We start from the raw sequence: 14,880 nt of genomic DNA, 5'->3' as shown, positions 1-14,880 counted from the left end.
GATCTGAACTTGCTGAATAAGAATATTTGGTCGATGCACGCCAATCGTGAGCGCCACGTGTCATGAGTCGCATCATCGATTTACAAGAGGCGCTGGTCCCCATCCCTATGAATTGACGGGATGAGAATGGTGGTAGGCAGGCTGGAAGCTAATGATGGGCAAATGCCCTATTTCGTGAAAGGACTGAGTGCAAAACCGGCCGACTCGATTTCTCCCCTAACTTGGATGCGGAACAGACGACACAAAAATGCTGCCTGGGCAGCGCGAACCACGTGCCTGGCTTGGTTACTGTCCTGCACTGTCGCCGTGCTGGCTTATAGTCTGCCCTGTCGCGGCAAACTTCCAATCTGAGATGTGTTCCTTGTTTTCAAAATTCGGAAAGCGTCCGTCGAAGTTCGCTATCTTCAGCGGCCGCGCGCTGGACAGACTGTAGACCGCAAGTACGCCGCTGCCATTGCCTTGCACGCCGCCGGCATAAACTACGCCCCAGTCCGCTTTTCCGGTAACAGGGTCAACGAAAATTTTGCGCAGGTGGCGGCGTTCGCCCGGATACCGAGGGTCCTTTAGAAGGTCCTCCAATGAGCGTGGATGTCGCGGCTGCCCGGGCGCGGTCGCGTCAGCATAGCTGCGGAGCGCGTCGCTAAATGCGGCACCGATCTCCAGCAGTTGACGCTCGGCGGCGGCGCGCCGCATCAAGGCATCGACCTTAAGTGTGACGGCGCCAACCAGGCCAACAATCGCGACCAAAATTATCACGCCAAGATAGGTGAACCCGTTTTCGATCCGTGGTTTCCGCAAGACGCGGCGACGCTTCTCCTCGATTATTGCGTGGCTACCACTGTGCATACGGCACACCATTGCGCCCCCTGCCAGCCGCGCTGCTGTGGAGGTCGTATACAGCGCCCTTGCCCGTGTCCTCAGGCGGGATGATGGACCATGCATCATTGCTGTCACTGATAGGGTCAAAAGGCAAGGTCGGGAGATACCTCTTTTCGACAAGTTGGTTCAGAGAATCCGGGTATCGCCCGGTGTCGGTATAGAACTGATCGATGACAGTCCGCGTATTGCGCAGGTTGTTGGCCAGGATGGTCTCCTTGGCGCTGTCGACGCTGGGGAAGAAGCGCGGCGAGGCCAGAGTGAGCAGCAGTGCCACGATGCTCAACACCACAAGCAGCTCGATCAAGGTGAAGCCGCCACGTACGCCGCGGCAAACGCGGACGGCCAAGGGCTGCTCCGGGCGGGAAAAACACAAATGGTCCACTTGCCGCTTCATGCTGTCACCATCGGCTGTAGGGTATGCCATTGAGGCCGACCTTGCCCGAGACCGAGTAAACGTCGTAAACGTCAGCGCCCTCCTTCGGGTCGTTGGCTTCGCTGGCATAGCTGCGCTTCCCCCAGGTTTGAGCGTCGGTGAGCTCGGGGTCGAGATTGAAAGGGTCACGCGGCAGCCGGCGCAGGAAGAATATTTTGGCCTGCTTCGGGCTACGCAGGTCGGCCTCGCCCTCGACCAGCAAATCGAGCTTGGCCGGGTAGCCGGTCGCGCCGGCGGCCCTGGTGATGCGACCTTCATCGGAAGCCCTCTTGTAGTTGTCGATAGCGGCCCGGATCTGGTGCAACGCTGCGCGTAGTTCTTGTTCCTGTCTGCGCTGGATCGTCAGCTGAGCCACAGGTGCGATCAACGTGCCGAGCAAAGCAAGGATCGCAAGCGTGACCAACAACTCGATCAGGGTGAATCCGCGTGCGCCAAACGTTCTCATTTCTGTTGGCCGACTGGCGCAGTCACCAGAGGCGCGACCACAGCCGCTGGCAACGGATTGATATGTGTCTCCGCCCCGGGTGGCAATGTGTCGGTTGGGCTTGAGTGCGGGACGGACTGCGGTGTGACGCTGGCGCTGCCGAGCACACTTGGCGGCGCCATTGCTATATCCTGCCCTTGCGCCGGCGCAGCTATCGGCACGTTGATGTTTTGCTGCCGTGGTGTCTGCGGCAAAGCGCGGACACCCGGTAACTCAGCCGTCTGGCGCAGCGACGTGTTCGGCCGGCGCCGGAAGCTGGTCTCGGTGCCGGCGCTGAATTCCGAGCTGGAGGCCGAAGGTCGCTGTAGGTTGCGCACAAGGTGCGGCGTGATCGACAGCACTACCTCGCTGCGGTTCCTGGTGTCCTGAGAGCTGCCGAACAAACGCCCCAGCAGTGGTAGGTCACCCAAGCCGGGCAGCTTGGTGCCGCTGCTGCGATCGTCGTTCTGGATCAGACCGGCCAACACCTGATTCTCGCCGTCCTTCAGCTGCAAGATCGTCGCTGCTGAACGCGTGCCAATCCGGTAGGCCGTGGTGCCGGTCTTGGTCGTGATCGTGTCGATCAGGTTGCTGACCTCGAGCGATATCCGAATCCCAATCTCGTTGTTCAGATAAATGGTAGGTTCGACGTCGAGTTTCAGCCCGACATCCACATAGTTCACCGATTCCGATGCGAACCCACCGACGCCTGACGAAATCGTCGTGGTAATGGTCGGCAGCTTGTCGCCGATGACAACCTTAGCCTTTTCCTTGTTACGCACACGGATCCGTGGCGCGGCCAACGTATTCGCATCGCCATCGGTCTTGCTAGCCGTGATCGCGCCGGACACCCCAGTTACGCCGATAGTGGAGGTACTTAGGTGACGCAAATCGTCTATCGTCAGCCGTGTACCGGAGGCACTCTGAAGTGGAGCGAACTGCAGACTGGTCGGCCAGTCTATACCGAGATCAAGCAGGCGGTTGCGTTGCACTTGGAGCACCTCGACGTCCAGCATCACCTCGGGCTCGGGCACATCCTCCAGTGCGACCAGACGCGACGCTAGCTGCACTGCATCCGGGGTATCGTGCAGGATCACAAGGTTGAGTTTCTCATTAACTACTACGTCGCGAGATTTTAGGATGGTCTTGAGCGTGTTAGCCACGTTCTTGGCCTCTGCGTTGGCAATGTAGAAGGTCTTGATCGTCATCTGTTGGTATTCCTTCTGCTTTGCCGGCAGGTTCGGGAAGATCAGGATGGTATTTCCATCCATGACCTGTCGCTCGAGCTGGTTGGTCATTAATAGGAAGTAGATTCCTGCCTCAACAGTTGTGTTCTTCAGGAAGATCGACGTACGCTGGTCAGTCTTGACATCTTTGTCGAATAGGAAGTTCAGCCCCGAACGGTGCGCGATCACGTCGAAAATTTGTTTGAGTGGGGCGTCACGAAACTCCAGGCTGATCGGAGTTCGGAAGATCTCAGCCAACGCCTTTTCGGCCGGTGCTGCCGAATCCCTTTCGTTGACGTCCGCCAGCAGTCTGCGCGCCGGGTCCCATGTTGGGCGCTCGGTCAGGATCGCTTCTAGCTTCTGGCGCGCGCCGTCAAAGTCCTGTCGCTGGGCCAACTTGCGTGCATCGCTCATCATCGCGGTATGGCGGTGATCTGCCTCGACTTGGCGCAAGCCGCTCCGCGCGCGGTCGTTGACCGGATCGATCGCCAGCACGCGCCGAAAGTCTTGTGTCGCCAGTTCTACCTTGCCTTCAGCTAACTCACGATCAGCTTGCGTCAGCAATCGGTTGGTGGCGCCGTCGCGTGCGCGCAAGTACGCCATCTTGTAGACCAAGTTGGATGGATCGGCTAACAGCGCCTCACGGTATTTCAAGAGACCTGCCTCGATTTTGTCGTGGGCGACCAACTCGTTACCCGCGCGATAGGCGTTCTCGGCAGCACAACCGATCAACAGCAAAGGCATCAGGACCGAGACCAGCAGGCGGAACGGGATCACTCGCATCAGTCGAATACTCCAATATTTAGCTGCTGAGTCTGCTTCAGCGGCAGGTAGGTCAGGGTCATGAGCGGGGGCGCAATTTTCTCTATCCGATATGTCCCTTCGATCAGGTCATTGTCATGCACGACATAGGTACGCTCGCCCTGCGACAGGTAGACCTCCAAAATCCCACCCGCGACCGCCTTTCCGATGAAAGTGAAAGGCAGCGGCGGCGCCGAGGGAGGCGGTGGTGGCGGTGGTGGCGGCGGAGGTGGCGCTGGGGGGATCGGCGGAGCCCAGTCCTGGTGACCGAACAATGTGTTGGCTCCTGCGCTTGTACTTTGCTCGCCTTGCCCGAACTGAGCTTCACCTTCCCCGAGAGGAGTGTCGCGCGGCACCAGCGCCAGAATGATCTCGCCATTGTCTTTGGATGCAGTGGCGCCCTCCCCCTCGGTTTGCCCCGCCGCGGTCCGATCGACGCGCCGATCCAAAGCAACGTGCGTCGTTGATAACAAGCCCCCTCGTGCCGTCGATCGCTCGACGGGTTCGGCGATCGCGACAGCTGAACTGCGCTCGCCGAAGGCTACGAGCGCAGCAGAGCCGATGAGCGCTGCAACTAGCACGAGGTGGCGAGACTTCATTGAGCACCTCCGGCGCCAATGTAGGAGTCCGCCGCGCGATCACTCAGGTACAGGGTTAGCTGCAGCCGGGCCTCCACCTGCGGGTCGCTAATCGTATCGCGCTTGAACCCGATGTGGTCAAGCGACGCAAAGGGAATAGCGCGCAGCGCGTCCATCGCAAAACGCCAGATCGCCTCGTAGCTGCCTTTGACAGGCAGATTGACCTTATAGGTGGCCACCTGGGTGTTGTGGTCGTAGTCAGCCTTGTACTCTCCCTGCGCCAGCGGGAGACCATTCTTCGCGGCTAGCCCGAACAAGGTCTTGATCTGCTGCTCGGCGTAACGGCGCTCGCCGAGCGCCTTATAAAATTGCGCCAGATGGTCGGGGGCTCTGGCCGGGGGCGCCGGAACCCGCAGGGCGGCGGCTCGCGCCGCAAGCTCGTGCGCTATCTGCGTACGCCATTGGTCGCGCGCGGCCTCCAGTCCTAATACAAGGTGCAGCATCCATAACGTTGTGCCCGACGCTGCGACGAGCACCACAGTGGTAATCAGAGTGACCGGGTTAACTTGCCGTATGATCAGACGTAGGCACAGCACAAGTACACCCAGAGACGACCTGCTCATGGCTTGGTTCTCCATTCCGCCTCGATCTGGAAGCGAATCGGGCGGTTCGGGTCCTGCTGATTGAGCTCGTGGTGCACCAAGGAGACGGCGCCAAACAAGTCCTGCAGCCTGAGCTGCTCGACGTAAGTGATCATGTCGTCGCTGTTCTTGGCCTCGGCCGTGATTCGCAAATTACGCTTCCTTGCGTCGGGCTCCAGCGACAGCAGCGCAATGCTGGCCGGCGTAGCTGTCTGCAGGGCGTCATGCAGGGCTAGCCATGGAAGGTTAAGCTGCAACACAGCAGCATTGATTTTGCTCGCCTGCGCCGCGGAGAGTGGGGGAGCCGCAGGCCGCGCCGTGGGCACGGATCGGACAGCAAGGGCCTGAATCCTTGCTTGCTCGTTCACCTGTTCACGCAACAGTGCATGGTATTTCATGCTGCTTCCAGCGAGTGAAGGAACCATCGCCAGGCTCATGAAAAACATCGCCCAAGCCAGACGCGGCGCCTTCAGCATGGCACGGTGCAGGCTGGGCGGTGCGAAATCGATGCGCATCACCCTCATAGCAGTCTCCCTGTCAGGGCCAGTCGCGCGGCGTCCGACCATAAAGGATCGACCGCATCCTCGAATACAGTGCACGCAAACTCTAAGCGTTCTGGGTTTACAGCCCAAGCTCTCGGCGTCGGACCGCAGATCTCCAGACGTCCTGGCCGCTCGACGCCGATCCGCAGCGCCTCACGCGCGATATAGGCGTTCAACCAGTCGCAGTCGGCGCCGGACGGGAAAGGGGTGGCGCGTACCGCAGTAAAGGCCTTACCGTCAAATACGGCGAGGTTCAGTACCCCACCGTGCGACAGACCGAACCAGGCATCGGGCCGGCGGAGGCGGCGGTACTGGTTGAGTGCCGCGACCAGCTGCGGCACGACTTCGGTCAGATGGCAGCGCCGCGCCCGTGCGACCCCGAAAAAACCATCGAGCCAGGCCTGAGGCAGCGCCGCCGCCAGAAAGGGCCGCGTAGCGCTCCAATCGGCCTGGATCCGCCAATCGGCCGCGCTGTCGCCGAACAAGGTCTGGAAGCGCAGTGCGCTCGCGGCTTTGAGGTCGGACAAGCGTGTGCTGCCCCTCGGCGGCGTGACCTGCCATAGCCGCACCAGTTCGTCCGCCAGCACCAAAGTCAAAGGCCAGCCACGCACTGGATGCCGGTCTAGCAACGCGTACAGTGCATCTGTCAGCCCCTCGCGGCCATCGCCCTTCACGTGCACGTCCTCTAGTAACAGCGCGTGCTCATGGCGCCAGATACTGGTGCGCACCAGTGCCAGCGCGCCGGGGGCAACCCCGATGCGCAGCGCGTATCCGGTCCAGGGTTTGAAAGAATTAAGCATGCAGGGTCACCCGGCGGATTTCTTCAATGGTGGTGACGCCACTTCTGACCAGCTCGAGCGCGGCCATGCGCAGGCTGCGCGTGCCGTTGGCGGCGGCCGCGGCCTTGATTCGGCGCATCGGCTGCTTGTCGACGATCAGTTCGCGGATCTCGTCGTTCAAGGTCAGGATTTCGGCGATCGAGCGGCGGCCCTTATAGCCGGTTCCGCGGCAGTCGCCGCAGCCCTTGCCGCGCATGAACAGATAGTCGACGACTTCCCCTGCTGACAAATGCACCGAGGCCAATTCGGTTTCATCCGGTTCGCAGCGCATGGCACAGTGCGGACAGTTTATCCGCACCAAGCGCTGCGCCCAGATGCCGTTCAGCGCTGACACAAAGGCATATGGGTCGATATCCATATGGGTGAAACGGCCAAATACGTCGAACACATTATTGGCGTGTACAGTGGTCAACACCAAGTGGCCGGTCAGGGCCGACTGCACTGCGATCTCAGCGGTCTCGCGGTCGCGAATCTCGCCGACCATGATCTTGTCAGGGTCGTGGCGCAAGATCGAGCGTAGGCCTCTTGCGAAGGTCAGGCCCTTCTTTTCATTGACTGGGATTTGCAGGATGCCGGGGAGGTGGTATTCGACGGGGTCCTCGATAGTAATGATCTTCTCGCGCCCGTTGTGAATTTCGGTAAGCGCGGCGTAGAGCGTAGTGGTCTTGCCTGAACCGGTCGGCCCAGTCACCAACAGCATGCCATACGCTTCGCGGGCCAGACCGCGTAGCATCTGGAGCGAAGGCGCATTGAAGCCGAGTGCGTCCAGCGTCAACGCCCCGCAAGCCGCGAGCATGGCGCGCTTGTCAAGGATGCGGATCACCGCGTCTTCCCCGTGAATACTCGGCATGATCGACACACGCAGGTCGATCTCGCGTCCGCCAGATTCGACCCGGAAGCTGCCGTCCTGTGGCACGCGACGTTCGGCGATGTCGAGCTCCGCCAACACCTTCAGCCGGGAAATGACGTGTTCGGCCAGTTCGATGCCACCGACCGAAGCCCCATGGTCCAGCACGCCATCGACACGATATTTGACGGCCAGACCGGACGCCGTGCTTTCCAGGTGAATGTCGGAGGCGCCGCATTTTAGAGCATCGTACAGGGTCGAGTCGACCAGCTTGACCGCCGGGCTGGCGGCTTCGGACACCGACGCGAAGGTTAGGACCGACGCGGTCTTGCCCTCGCGGCGGCCATATGTGTCGCCGGCTCGCTCCCCGACCACGGTATCGACCGCGCGCACTGATTCTTCCTGCTTGCCGAGGTAGGCCAGAATGTCGGACTGTAGCGCCAGACACAGGCGCAGAGAGGCGGGGGGCGTGCACCCGGCTTGGACCTGAAGCCAGGTTTGCAGGTCGAGATCGAACGGGTCGGCAATAACGGCGGTCAGCAGACCGCTGGCGTTCACGCCGCCGGGCTGGCGAAGCAGAGCGCATTGGCGCGCCATTGCCTGGGCCAGCGGTAGGCGATCGAAAGCCGGCTCCTGGTCGAACATTTCGACAGTTTCCATGGTCGCCAGACCAAACAAGTCGGCCAGCTTGCCCACCACTTGGCGCGCCTCCAGACTGGTCAGGCCTTGCAACTCCTCGATCAGTGAACGCCGTGACTCACTGCTTTGAGCACGCGCACGGACCAGCAGCGCCGCGTCGAAAGGCGTATCGAACGGGGCGTTCATGAGAGGTCTCCGGCGAGGTCGAAAATTGGCATGTAGAGGAGTACCACGATCGCACCCACAACTAGGCCAATCGCTGCCATCAGTAGTGGCTCGAACGTACGAGTGAAGCGGTCAATCCAGCGCCCGATCTCGCCGTCGTAGAAGGCTGCCGAACGAGTCAGCATGACGCCCATCTCCCCGGTACGCTCGCCCACGCGCAGCATGCGTAACGAGATCGGTGTGGTAAGGCCGTTAGCCTCGAAGGCGTCCGACAGCGGGCGACCGGACTCGATAGCAGCGCGCGCCTCGCGCAAGCCCTTCGCAATCGCAGGTGATGCCATGGCCTGCACGATGTCGATCGCCGTCAAGACTGTGATGCCCCCCTCGCTTAACATGCCGAGCGTTAGATATAGACGCGACAGTTCGTAAACGCGGGCGCGATCGCCGATGCCCGGCAGGTGCTCCAGGAGGCGTGCAACGCTTCCACGCCGGACGAGGCGCGTCACGAACCTTAGCGCCACCACAAGCGCCGCGGCGATCGTGAGCATAAGCGACCCGGTGTGGCGCGTGGCAAACTGGCCCCAGTCGAGCATCAAGTGCGATAGCAACGGCAACCTACGCCCGGCACCTTGATAGACCTCGGCGAAACGCGGTACAACATAAGTCATCAGAAAGATGCTCACGCCCCCACCGACCAGAAGCAAGATAACGGGATAGATGGAAGCGCTAAGGACCTTGGTACGCACAGCGTCGATGCGCCGTTGGTATTCGATGTAGCGCTCGAGTGCCCGCGGGAGATCGCTTGTGCCTTCGGCAGCGCGTACGATACCGACGAAGAGCAAAGGGAACACGGTTGGCTGTTCCGCCAATACCCCTGACAGCCGCTTGCCCTCGCGCAGTCCAATGACCAGGCGCCCTAATATCGCCTGCGTTGCCAGATTACCCTCCTTTTCGAGCAGAGCCTCAAGGCCCTCGACAATACCCAAGCCCGCCGTAAGTAGGGCCAGGAGCTCTTGACTGAACAACACTAGCGACAAGTTGCCCCTATATCGAGCTATTGGCAGCGCCATGGCCGGCTCGACCGCGCTGACGTACAGCCCGCGAGCCTCAACCTGACGCCGCGCGTCGGCTTCGTCTGAAGCATCGACGACAAGTTGAGCGATGCTCATGTCGGAAGCGAGGGCGCGTACCGCGAACTGCATAGCAGGTGCCTTGACGTGCGGAGATAGACTACGGTGAACTAATGTCGGCGTCTTCGCCGCTGCCTCCAGGCTGACCGTCCTTGCCAAGCGAAACGATCACGTAGTCGCCCTTGGTGCCCGGCGCATGGTACTGGTATGGGTGCCCCCACGGATCTAGCGGAATATCCTTCTTCAAGTAAGGGCCATTCCACTTGGCAGCCGCTGCTGGCGGTGCCGTGACTAAGGCGATTAGACCTTCATCGGTGCTCGGATACCGGCCAACGTCGAGACGGAAGGTGTCAAGCGACTTTTCGAAGGCGTCGATCTGCGCATGCGCTACCGTCACTTCCGATTTGCCAAGCTGCGAAAAATACTTAGGACCAACATAGGCCGCAAGTAACCCAATAATTACGATTACTACTAAAAGTTCGAGTAGCGTGAAACCCGGCTGTTGAACGTGCAGGATTTTTCGCACAGACCTAACGCACATTAAATCGACCTCTTCGTTTCTTATTGATGAGCTTGGTTCAGAGGCTATCATGGTACGCAAGGCGATTAGCTCGGACCAACCTATCACTTTTGCTAGCTTGTCGGCGTAATTCTCTTCGGCTCAATACAGGGTAGTTCCCAAGTCAAAAACGCGGAGAAATGGCAACTCTGATAGCTACCAAAACTCAAATACGAATAAATGGACGGCTGGACCATTGTATTACTGCAACCGAGTTCAATATTTTTGCTTTTATGCGTTTTGGGTACTGCAAGTCGTTGATATCTGCCTACTCAGTGCGGTTGATCCCGAACAGAGTCGAAGAATGGGACCGCACGGATTTCCCATGCAATGAATTTCCACTTCAAAAGCTCATCGTTACTTTTGGATAGTCTTTTTAAATCGATCAACTGTTATGATTATGTTGCATTTATGCAACTTAACAGGAGATCATATGACGTTCCGGAAAATGTTGAGCGCGATTGCGATAGCAGCAGCTTGTCTTCTAAGTTCAAACGCCAATGCAACGATGAGCGTCGGAACTGGGCAGTTTTCATCCAAACTTTACACTGAGGGATTAGGCCGGATCCCTGACCAAGCCGGCTGGGGTGGCATCTTGAATTATTGGAATGGAAATTCCTGTGGCGCCGCAACCTTGCAAGCCAACGCGCGCGACATCCTTACCTCATCCGAGTTCTTAAGTCGTTCGCCTTCTGGTCAGGAAAAAGCCTTCCGGCTTTACCGCGCAGCGCTAAATCGCGACGCGTCCACGTCTGAGTTGAACAGCGTAATTAATCAACTGAGCTCGGGGGTAAGCTGGACCACTATCGTCAACAATTTGGTGGGAACAACCGAGTTTCTGAACCGCACATCTATCTATTGTGGCAACTCACCGATCGGCTGGCAGAACGTGGTACCCGCTAATCTTGTCGTCACGAGCACAGGAGCAGCGACCAACGAGTCTAATCTGCGCTCTGCTCTTAGTGCCGCAACGTCTGGCAGCACTGTTTATATTGAACAGGGTGCTGTCATCTATCTTTCGAGCACCTTAACGATACCATCGGGGGTGACTTTGGCGACTGTCGGTTTGCCCGGCAAAGCAAAAGGACCGCTGCTCGGTCGACTTGCGAGAAACGGCACCTTCACCGGTCCGTTAGTCGAATTGCTCGACAATGCCGGCCTGAAGAGTGTTTGGGTAGACGACCAGCGAAATCGTTTTGGATTTCCTTTAGATTCCAATCACCACGCAATCAACTCACCTCCGGTTTTTGCTCACGGATCGAACGTTGCTGTAACAAACAACATCATTTCTGACTCGACTAGCTGGACCCATCTCCAGTACTTAAATTCCGGATCAACCTGCGACGGTGGAGACGTAGAGAACAACCTAATAACTGCCTTCGGCTCGAATCATTGGGACTCTACCTGGAGCGACGGTATCAGCATTGCATGCAAAAACGTGCTAGTTGCTTACAATGAAGTGATCGATGCGACGGATGTCAGCATCATTGTTTTCACCGTGTATCCTGACGTCCAACATAGCCAAGTGAGCAACAATACGATCCTCAATGCCGGCAACTCCGCATGGGGAGGCATTGTCGCCGACGCTCTGAGCAATTTGCCAGGCACTGGATATTCGAGTCTCCCGTTGAGCGTCCAGCATGATTTCACGGGCACCCAATTCCTCAACAACGTGGTTTGGTCCAGCCCGAGTGTTCACCTCGATTTTGTCATATCAACGGGAACCCGAGCATGGTTTGGCTCGAATTCTTTTACCGGCAAAGGGGCGAAGTTCAATGGAAACAACAGTGGTAACCAGAATGTCACTACATATGTAGCCATCGCCGTTAGCGGCATGGTTGGCGCAAGCGTCCAGTCAAATGCGTTTTTAGCGTTGCAGCCTCCAACAAACGTCAACAATTGCGGCCTACGGGCTGTCGCCGTTGCCCCACAACCCTACGCTGACAACTTCGATGTGCAACCGAATATTGTCGTTCCTGTGAACGATCCAATAGTGATCGGTTGCGCCTGGCACTAACGTCCTACGGCACCCCTACCTATCTTGCGTCCCAGGTAGGGGCACGGAGCGCCCCGCATTACGAGTAACTAGCTAGGCAGAGTTAAAAATCCGAAGCCGTGCCGTCATCTCGTGCTTTGGTGGACGTCACGCCGGTGCCTGGCTCAAGTAAACTAGAGGGAACTCTCGTTTCAAGGCATAATTCCCGCGTGAAATCACTGATCCGCCATATTGCACCGCAAGTTCTGCTCAAACAAGTACTGAGCGCAGCCGTCGTTCCGATCATATTCTTTACCGCTCTGGCAGCCTGTTTTGTCGGAACTCGCGTGGATGGCGACGGTGGCGAATACTTCATGACGTCAGTCGCCTTCTACAACCATTTATCACCCGACATTCGATCTGAAGATTTTGCAGAGCTTAAAGCAATACCTTCCGAGAAAGCCCGAAAATCGGGTATTCCTCAGGTCGGAATATTAGAAGTGCCAAACGGCCTCGCCCAAGGCCAGCGCATCTACATGGGATTCGCAAAGGATGTGCGCGGGGACATACGATCCATACATTTCTGGCTTTACTCGGCGCTCGCCGCACCGTTTTGCGCAGTGACTTCAGCGCTACATGTTAACCCCGCCTATGCATTTTCCACTCTGAATGCGACGTTAGTAATCCTGACGCTACTCGCAATTGCAAAATGGATCGGGCGTTGCCGCAATCAACTAGGTTTGTTCTTGCTCGCGAGCGGTACGCTGTTCTATCTGCGTTGGACAGGGCCGGAAGTCTTGACGGGTTGCGCTGTTCTTCTGGCTACGCTTAGTCTTATGCGCCGTGACTTTTCGCTCGCGATCTTCTGCGGTGGAGTGGCCGCCTCGCAGAATCCCTCGGCTGCTGTACTTATCCCCGCCGCTGCTTGCTACTACTGGCTAGCAACCCGCTTTCCCTGGGTAGTAATTATTGCTATAAAGCGGCGGTCGAAGATTGTGGCGTCTGTAACAGTAGCTGCAGGTGTAATCACAGCAGTTGCACCTTACGTTTATTCATACATTTACTTTGGTGTTCCAAGTATCATTGCACAGCATTACACATCAAGCTCATTGGTATCTATAAACCGCGCCGTTTCATTCTTTCTGGATCCCAATCAAGGGCTGCTTGTAGGTTTACCAGCGCTATTTGCCAGCTTAGTTCTTTGTGTCAGCAGCCTACCATCTAACATTAAGTCCCGTTGGGCGATTCACGCCATTTTTGCATTAGTTCTCTTGGTGGTGATGGTCGTTCCGACTTTCACAGCAACAAATTGGAACAGCGGATATGCCTTGGTAATCAGATATGGCTACTGGGCGTCAATGCCCGTAGTAGCGCTCTGCTTGGCAAGCTTCCCGCACCAGAGCGAAAACAGGCGGACACTAATCCTGACGCTAAGTATCGCGCTTCAGCTAATCGTTGCGTGGGAGGCCAGATGGCCTGATGGCGGTTATCTTGAAAACACTAGATTTGCCAACTTCTTATTGAATAAGTACCCAAAAATTTATAACCCAGAACCCGAAATTTTCTTGGAACGTGAGTTTCACAAAGAGCGTGTGTTCACCCCAACTGATATAGCCGTACATTATGATGGGCCGGTGCCAACTAAAATTATCCGTCACGAGCTTAACGACGGATGGTCGGAATCGGGCTTGTGCAGTGATACGCAAGAAGTTGTGGCTTCGAAGGTTTCCGATAGCGTCAGAGGTTGGGTCTACTACAGCGGTCCATTCTCTTGTGAATTAGGTAGGACCATCCGACGTGAGTGGCGTTTGGGGCGGCGAGCCGAAAATACCAAGCTATTGGGCGAGGGTTGGTCTGGAATGGAAGATAGCGGAGTCTGGACAGACGGTGATCGCTCAACCATAGTGCTGGAAGCGGGCGAGCGCGCAAACGTTCAATTTATCATCCTAAGCGGACATTATCTCGTCCCGGATGAACGTACACGTGTATTTGTCAATGGGACAGATCTGGGAGTTCTCTCACTAGATCAACAGCGTATCGTAATTCCTAAGGGCGTAGCCGTCCAAGGTGGCAAGCTAAATATCAACTTGCAAAATCTGAATCCAACGTCGCCTGCCCAATTCGGTGTGTCGGACGACACCCGTAAATTGAGTTTTTTCTTGGAAAAGGTTGAGATGGCATTTACCCCCGATCATTGATCGCGCACGCTAAACGGTGGCCGGTTTGACTGGCAGATAATTCCACTAGCGGCTATCGCAACCCGGTACGGATGGGGGAACGTCCAGTTGTGGCCAAATTAGCTGTACAGCTAATTTGGCCAAAGCGCCAACATTGTCAAATTGATATTATCTCTTCACTTAATCCGCAAAGGATTCAGCCCCGCGGTTTGATTGGCAGGAGCCGAGAAATACGGTCCGAATCAAGCATTTTTTTGCTTTCACGTTGTCTGCGCGGCGCAAGACGGCCACAGCCCAGTCGTATCGCACTGTGTTGCACAATGGGCGCTAGCCGAGCACGTCAGTATGTCGCCCGACGAACTGTTCCGGATGGAGCCCAAAGTTTTGCAGTTCGGCGAGCACAAACTCAGTGGTTGCGAACACCGGCCCCACTTGATCGACGTGGGGTACCGGCTAGCCACGCTTGTCTACAAGCTCATCTTCTTGCAGATCGGCTACAAGGGGAAGTTTTCGGATTACGGCGCTCACGATCGGCCGGCACGAGATTTTATCGCCGACCTAGCATTGATTTCTTCTGCTGCAGGGCTGGCGCCAAGTGGACCAGTCGCCGGGCCTGCCCCCGCGGCAATCGCCCCAGCAAGTTCGACCGCACACACCTCTGCGGCTGCGCCCAGGCCGCCGACGACGTCTGACGCGTGAGCTTCGAAGTCGTCCTCATTCGAGCAGCCACTTGAACATGCGTTTTACTATTCCAAGAGATGACGCCAGGGCATCTTAGTGGATGTTGGCTCAGCGCGGATCTGCGAATGACGATACCGTCCCAGGCAATGCTAGCGGCGGAAAAGGGGGCGCTCCATGAACCGGCATGACAGATCGGGCGGTCCAGGTCTTTGAACATGGGAGGCAATCTTGCGCGTTCCGATTCTGTCCGCAACCTCAACCATGATAGTGAACGCGGACTCGGCCAGCCACTCGCCGGGAAGGCC

The 14,880-nt window shown here is 57.4% G+C and carries 13 protein-coding genes; 2 read left to right on the top strand and 11 right to left on the bottom strand.

From position 1 onward, the window contains the following. Nucleotides 1–285: 285 nt before the first annotated feature. Genes NX778_RS22200 through gspG form a run of 11 tightly spaced genes read right to left on the bottom strand, consistent with a single transcriptional unit; the run spans nucleotide 286 to nucleotide 9,709 of the window. Nucleotides 286–846, bottom strand: a complete 561-nt coding sequence (locus NX778_RS22200; RefSeq protein WP_258813986.1) for a type II secretion system protein — start codon at nucleotides 844–846, stop codon at nucleotides 286–288. Next, the gene (locus tag NX778_RS22195) at nucleotides 833–1,273 is read right to left on the bottom strand and encodes a type II secretion system protein (RefSeq protein WP_258813985.1); all 441 of its coding nucleotides are present in this window, start codon (nucleotides 1,271–1,273) and stop codon (nucleotides 833–835) included. Before NX778_RS22195 ends, NX778_RS22200 begins: the two co-directional genes overlap by 14 nt. Before the next feature lie 4 nt (nucleotides 1,274–1,277). Next, nucleotides 1,278–1,757, bottom strand: coding sequence for a type II secretion system protein (locus NX778_RS22190; protein WP_258813984.1), 480 nt, complete (start codon nucleotides 1,755–1,757; stop codon nucleotides 1,278–1,280). Beyond that, a complete protein-coding gene (locus NX778_RS22185) occupies nucleotides 1,754–3,784 on the bottom strand; it encodes a secretin GspD/PilQ domain-containing protein (RefSeq protein ID WP_258813983.1) in 2,031 nt (676 codons plus the stop codon). The genes NX778_RS22190 and NX778_RS22185 overlap by 4 nt, the downstream gene beginning before the upstream one ends. Continuing rightward, nucleotides 3,784–4,401, bottom strand: a complete 618-nt coding sequence (locus tag NX778_RS22180) for a hypothetical protein (RefSeq protein WP_258813982.1) — start codon at nucleotides 4,399–4,401, stop codon at nucleotides 3,784–3,786. The genes NX778_RS22185 and NX778_RS22180 overlap by 1 nt, the downstream gene beginning before the upstream one ends. Next, entirely contained in the window at nucleotides 4,398–5,018 is a 621-nt protein-coding gene (locus NX778_RS22175; protein ID WP_258813981.1) for a hypothetical protein, read from the bottom strand. The genes NX778_RS22180 and NX778_RS22175 overlap by 4 nt, the downstream gene beginning before the upstream one ends. Next, a complete protein-coding gene (locus tag NX778_RS22170; protein WP_258813980.1) occupies nucleotides 5,000–5,536 on the bottom strand; it encodes a PilN domain-containing protein in 537 nt (178 codons plus the stop codon). Before NX778_RS22170 ends, NX778_RS22175 begins: the two co-directional genes overlap by 19 nt. A 5-nt stretch (nucleotides 5,537–5,541) precedes the next feature. Next, nucleotides 5,542–6,363 carry a hypothetical protein gene (locus tag NX778_RS22165; RefSeq protein ID WP_258813979.1) on the bottom strand — a complete coding sequence of 274 codons (822 nt, stop codon included), beginning with the start codon at nucleotides 6,361–6,363 and terminating at the stop codon, nucleotides 5,542–5,544. Continuing rightward, nucleotides 6,356–8,074, bottom strand: coding sequence for a GspE/PulE family protein (locus tag NX778_RS22160; protein WP_258813978.1), 1,719 nt, complete (start codon nucleotides 8,072–8,074; stop codon nucleotides 6,356–6,358). Before NX778_RS22160 ends, NX778_RS22165 begins: the two co-directional genes overlap by 8 nt. Beyond that, the gene (locus tag NX778_RS22155; RefSeq protein ID WP_258813977.1) at nucleotides 8,071–9,255 is read right to left on the bottom strand and encodes a type II secretion system F family protein; all 1,185 of its coding nucleotides are present in this window, start codon (nucleotides 9,253–9,255) and stop codon (nucleotides 8,071–8,073) included. Before NX778_RS22155 ends, NX778_RS22160 begins: the two co-directional genes overlap by 4 nt. A gap of 28 nt (nucleotides 9,256–9,283) precedes the next feature. After that, complete coding sequence (gene gspG / locus NX778_RS22150; RefSeq protein WP_258813976.1) at nucleotides 9,284–9,709, bottom strand: type II secretion system major pseudopilin GspG; 426 nt, start codon at nucleotides 9,707–9,709, stop codon at nucleotides 9,284–9,286. A 466-nt stretch (nucleotides 9,710–10,175) separates the two neighbouring features. Here gspG and NX778_RS22145 point away from each other — a divergent pair, with 466 nt between their 5' ends. Both NX778_RS22145 and NX778_RS22140 read left to right on the top strand, forming a co-directional pair. Then, nucleotides 10,176–11,759, top strand: a complete 1,584-nt coding sequence (locus NX778_RS22145) for a DUF4214 domain-containing protein (RefSeq protein WP_258813975.1) — start codon at nucleotides 10,176–10,178, stop codon at nucleotides 11,757–11,759. A gap of 188 nt (nucleotides 11,760–11,947) precedes the next feature. Beyond that, nucleotides 11,948–13,915: a hypothetical protein gene (locus NX778_RS22140; RefSeq protein ID WP_258813974.1), complete on the top strand. Its 1,968-nt coding sequence runs from the start codon at nucleotides 11,948–11,950 to the stop codon at nucleotides 13,913–13,915. Nucleotides 13,916–14,880: the final 965 nt, after the last annotated feature.

This window comes from Massilia terrae (assembly GCF_024753145.1).
Lineage (GTDB): Bacteria > Pseudomonadota > Gammaproteobacteria > Burkholderiales > Burkholderiaceae_D > Telluria > Telluria terrae.
Note: the sequence above shows the minus strand (reverse complement) of the source record. Positions and strands in the feature narration are given on the sequence as shown.